The organism is Burkholderiales bacterium (assembly GCA_023511995.1).
GTDB lineage: Bacteria > Pseudomonadota > Gammaproteobacteria > Burkholderiales > Thiobacteraceae > Thiobacter.
The window spans coordinates 1-4,160 of the sequence record JAIMAL010000039.1 but is presented as its reverse complement, the minus strand read 5'-3'; the positions used below and the strand labels follow the sequence as shown (position 1 = coordinate 4,160).

Sequence of the window (4,160 nt, the reverse complement as noted above, 5' to 3'; positions counted from 1 at the left end):
TTGCCATGGTCCACGTGGCCAATCGTCCCCACGTTCACATGCGGCTTCTTACGCTCGAATTTTTCCTTTGCCATGATTGCTCTCCTGACAAGACTCGCTAACTCGTGCAACACGATGGTGCCCATGACGTGGATCGAACACGTGGCCTCTCCCTTACCAAGGGAGTGCTCTACCACTGAGCTACATGGGCAAAAAACCGGCTTTCGGCAACACCCCTGCCAAACGGAACGCGCCAAGGCGCAAGGCCACCCGGGAAACTGGAGCGGGTGAAGGGAATCGAACCCTCGTCTTAAGCTTGGAAGGCTTCTGCTCTACCATTGAGCTACACCCGCTGGCATTGAGCGACACCCGCTTTCCCGACCCACCCCGGCTCTCCAACCGGAGCAAAGCGCTCAAAAGCAACCTGGTGGAGGGGGAAGGATTCGAACCTTCGAAGGCAGTGCCGGCAGATTTACAGTCTGCTCCCTTTGACCGCTCGGGAACCCCTCCAAACGAAACCCGCGATTATGCCGCGGGGCTTGCGCCCTGTCAAACCGCGCCCAGGAAAGCCCGTCCCGGGGCGGGCGGGCGCGGGAAAACAGGCCGCAATTTCCCTTTCCGCGACGAGTTTGCTATCGTGCCGGCCATGTCCACGGCCGTGTCCCCCCGCCCGCCCGATGCCATCGACCTCGCGGGTCTCGAGCGTGTCCTGGTGATCAAGCTGCGTCACCTGGGGGACGTGCTGCTCACCTCGCCGCTGTTCACGGTGCTCAAAAATCACGCCCCCCACCTGGAGATCGACGCCCTCGTCTATCGGGACACGGCGGACATGCTGAGCGGCCATCCGGCGATCCGTCACCTTCACACCATAGACAAAGCCGCTCGGGAGGGGGGAGTGCTGCACCGGGCCGGGGCGGAGGTCAACCTTTTGCGCACCCTGCGCGCCCGCCGCTACGACCTCGTCATCCACCTCACCGAACATCCCCGCGGCGCTTGGATCACGCGCCTCACCGGCGCCCGCTACGGGGTGGCCCGGCAGCGCCCGGGACGCTTCTGGCGGGGAAGTTTCACCCATCTCTACCCCTGGCTTGCCGGCAACCGGCGCCATACCGTGGAATTGCACCTGGACGCCCTGCGCCGCATCGGGGTGCAACCCGCACCTCATGAGCGGGCGCTCACTTTCGTTCCGGGAGTGGACGCGGAAGGCGAGGCGAACACCCTGCTGGGGCAGGCGGGGCTTGAAGCCGGCCGCTTTGTGGTCTTCCACCCGGGCTCCCGCTGGTGGTTCAAGACCTGGCCCGCCGCCCTGGCCGTCCGCCTGTTGCAGGCGCTGCACGGGGCGGGCTGGCGGGTGGCGGTGACCGCCGCCCCCGATACCCAGGAGCTGGCCTTCGTCCAGGCGGTACTGGAGCAGGCCGGGGTGCCGGTGGCCAATCTGGCGGGGCGGTTGAGCCTCAAGGCGCTGGGGGCGGTGCTGGGCCGGGCGCGGCTTTTCATTGGCATGGATTCGGCGCCCATGCACATGGCGGCGGCCATGGGCACACCCACCATTGCCCTCTTCGGCCCCAGCGGGGAGGTGGAATGGGGGCCATGGCAGGTGCCCTGCCGGGTGCTCACCTCCCCCCACCCCTGCCGGCCCTGCGGCCAAGACGGCTGCGGGGGCGGCAAAGTGAGCGAGTGTCTGGCCGCCATCCGCCCGGAAGCGGTGCTCGCGGCGGCTGAGGAGCTCATCGGCCGTGCCTGAAGGCGCCCCCCTTCGCATCGCCCTCGTCCGCCAGCGCTATACCCCATATGGCGGCGCAGAACGCTTTGTCGCCCGGGCGCTCGACGCCCTGCGCAGCCGGGGGATGGAGGTGACCCTGGTGAGCCGGCGCTGGGAAGGGGAAGGGGCGGGGCCGACCCTACGCTGCGATCCTTTCTATCTGGGCAGCCTGTGGCGAGACTGGAGCTTTGCCCGCTGTGTGTGCCGGCTGCTGGCCCGCCAGCCCTTCGACCTCGTGCAGTCCCACGAAAGGCTCGCCTGCTGCGACATCTATCGCGCGGGCGATGGCGTGCACCGGGTGTGGCTTGCGCAGCGGGCGCGGGCGGCCGGGTGGCTCGCGCGCCTGGCGCTGAGACTTTCCCCCTATCACCGCTATGTGCTGGCGGCAGAACGCAGGCTCTTCGAAAGCCCGCGGCTTGCCGCCGTGATCTGCAACTCCCACATGGTGCGGGAGGAAATCCTCGCCCACTTCGCCATCGCGCCGGAAAAACTGCACGTGATCTATAGCGGGGTGGACCTCGCCCATTTCCATCCGCCCTCCCCGGAGGCGCGCCGCGCGGCGCGGCAGCGGTTTGGGCTTGCAGATGCGCCGGTGTTCCTTTTCCTCGGCTCGGGCTATGGGCGCAAGGGTCTGGCCACCGCCCTTGCGGCCCTCACCCATCTGCCGCGGGAAACCCGCCTCCTGGTGGTGGGCCGCGACCGCCGGGAGGGCCACTACCGGCGCCTGGCAGGGCGGCTGGGGGTGGCGGACCGGGTGCGTTTCCTCGGTCCCCTCGTCGAGGTGCTGCCCTGCTACCACGCCGCCGATGCCCTGGTCTTGCCCACGCTGTACGATCCTTTCCCCAACGTGGCCCTGGAGGCGCTCGCCTGCGGCCTGCCGGTGATCACCTCGTTTAAGTGCGGCGCCGCGGAGATCCTGGAGGAAGGGGTGACGGGTTATGTGCGCGACGCCCTGGACAGCGCCGGGGTGGCGGCGGCGATGGCGGAGCTTCTCGATCCCGTCCGCCGTGCCGCCATGGGGGAGGCGGCGCGCGCCCGGGCGCAAAGCCTGGACAGCGAGACCGCCACCCGGGCCCTCATTGCCCTCTATGCGCGGCTCCTCCCTCGCCGGCCGGGGCCGCGATCCGCTAAACTACCGGATTTTTCCGCGCCAAGCGCTTTCTCCCCGCAGCCGACCGATTCCCCGTGAGCCCCGGAAGCCCCGCCACCCTCTCCAGCACCGCGCTTTACCTGCGGCTCCTGAAAATCGCCAGGCCCTACTGGAAGGTCTTCGTCGCCTCCCTCGTCTTCACCATCCTCGTCTCGGCCACCGAGCCGGCCCTGCCCGCCCTCATGAAGCCGCTTCTGGATGGCAGCTTCGTCCAGCGCGACCCTCTCCTCATGAAGCTGATCCCGCTGGCCATCGTGGGGCTCTTCCTGCTGCGCGGAGTGTTCACCTTCGCCGCCAATTACGCCACCAGTTGGCTTGCCACGCGGGTGGTGCTGGAGCTGCGCAACAGCATGTTCGCCAAACTCCTCACCCTGCCCACGCGGGACTTCGACAACAGCCCCGCGGGCGCGCTGATCGCCAACGTCGCCTACAACGTCAACTCCGTCACCTCCGCCGGCACCAACGTCATCACCGTGGTGGTGCGGGATTCCTTCACCATCGTCGGCCTGCTCGCCTGGCTGCTCTACCTCAACTGGCAGCTCACCCTGATCACCCTGGTCATGGCGCCAGTGATCGCCGTCACCGTGCGCTATTTCACCCTGCGCCTGCGCCGCATGTACCGCGGCGCCCAGCAGGCCATGCAGGACATCACCCACGTGCTGGGGGAAACCATCGAGGCGCACAAGGTGGTGAAAATCTTCGGCGGCCAGGAGTATGAAAAACGCCGCTTCTTCGACGCCACCAACCGCCTGCGCCGGTTCGACATCAAGCAGACCGTCGCCGCCGGGCTCAACGTGCCGCTGGTGCAACTGCTCGCCGCCATTGCGCTTGCCATCATCATTTATCTCGCCACCCAGCAGGCAGCGCAGGACAAGACCACCGTCGGCGGTTTCGTCTCCTTCATCACCGCCATGCTCATGCTGCTTGCGCCCATCAAGCGCCTGACCGGCGTCAACGAAGCCCTGCAGCGGGGACTTGCCGCCGCCGAAGTGGTGTTCGACCTCTTGGACCGGCCCGGCGAGGAGGACCGCGGCACGCGCCCCCTCACCCGGGTGCGGGGTGAGGTGCGTTACGAGCACGTGAGTCTGCGCTACGAGCCCGATGCGCCGCTGGTGCTCGACGACGTGAGCCTGGCCATCGCCCCCGGCGAGACGGTGGCCCTGGTGGGCAAAAGCGGCAGCGGGAAGACTTCCCTCGTCAACCTGCTGCCCCGTTTCTACGAACCCACCTCGGGCCGCATCCTCATCGATGGCATCGACATCGCCGAAA

General features: G+C 67.6%; 3 protein-coding genes and 3 tRNA genes. 3 read left to right on the top strand and 3 right to left on the bottom strand.

The genetic code is table 11. The annotated features are described in order from the left end of the window. Window positions 1-115: 115 nt before the first annotated feature. The 3 genes from K6T56_12555 to K6T56_12545 all read right to left on the bottom strand — a co-directional run bounded on the left by K6T56_12555 (window position 116) and on the right by K6T56_12545 (window position 489). Window positions 116-190, bottom strand: a tRNA-Thr gene (locus K6T56_12555). 68 nt (window positions 191-258) lie between these two features. Further along, a tRNA-Gly gene (locus K6T56_12550) sits at window positions 259-332 on the bottom strand. 72 nt (window positions 333-404) lie between these two features. After that, window positions 405-489: transfer RNA gene (locus tag K6T56_12545), tRNA-Tyr, on the bottom strand. A 136-nt stretch (window positions 490-625) separates the two neighbouring features. Here K6T56_12545 and rfaQ point away from each other — a divergent pair. The 3 genes from rfaQ to K6T56_12530 all read left to right on the top strand — a co-directional run. Next, complete coding sequence (rfaQ, locus tag K6T56_12540) at window positions 626-1,723, top strand: putative lipopolysaccharide heptosyltransferase III (protein MCL6557171.1); 1,098 nt, start codon at window positions 626-628, stop codon at window positions 1,721-1,723. Further along, window positions 1,716-2,930 (top strand): glycosyltransferase family 4 protein, encoded by a 1,215-nt coding sequence (locus K6T56_12535; GenBank protein ID MCL6557170.1) that lies wholly within the window; start codon window positions 1,716-1,718, stop codon window positions 2,928-2,930. Before rfaQ ends, K6T56_12535 begins: the two co-directional genes overlap by 8 nt. Further along, the coding region (locus tag K6T56_12530) for an ABC transporter ATP-binding protein (protein MCL6557169.1) at window positions 2,927-4,160 on the top strand (1,234 nt) is incomplete at its 3' end. The genes K6T56_12535 and K6T56_12530, both read left to right, overlap by 4 nt.

Excerpts from the sequence above, each read along its gene's own strand:
- rfaQ (MCL6557171.1), top strand. The coding sequence starts at position 626 with ATGTCCACGGCCGTGTCCCCCCGCCCGCCCGATGCCATCGACCTCGCG.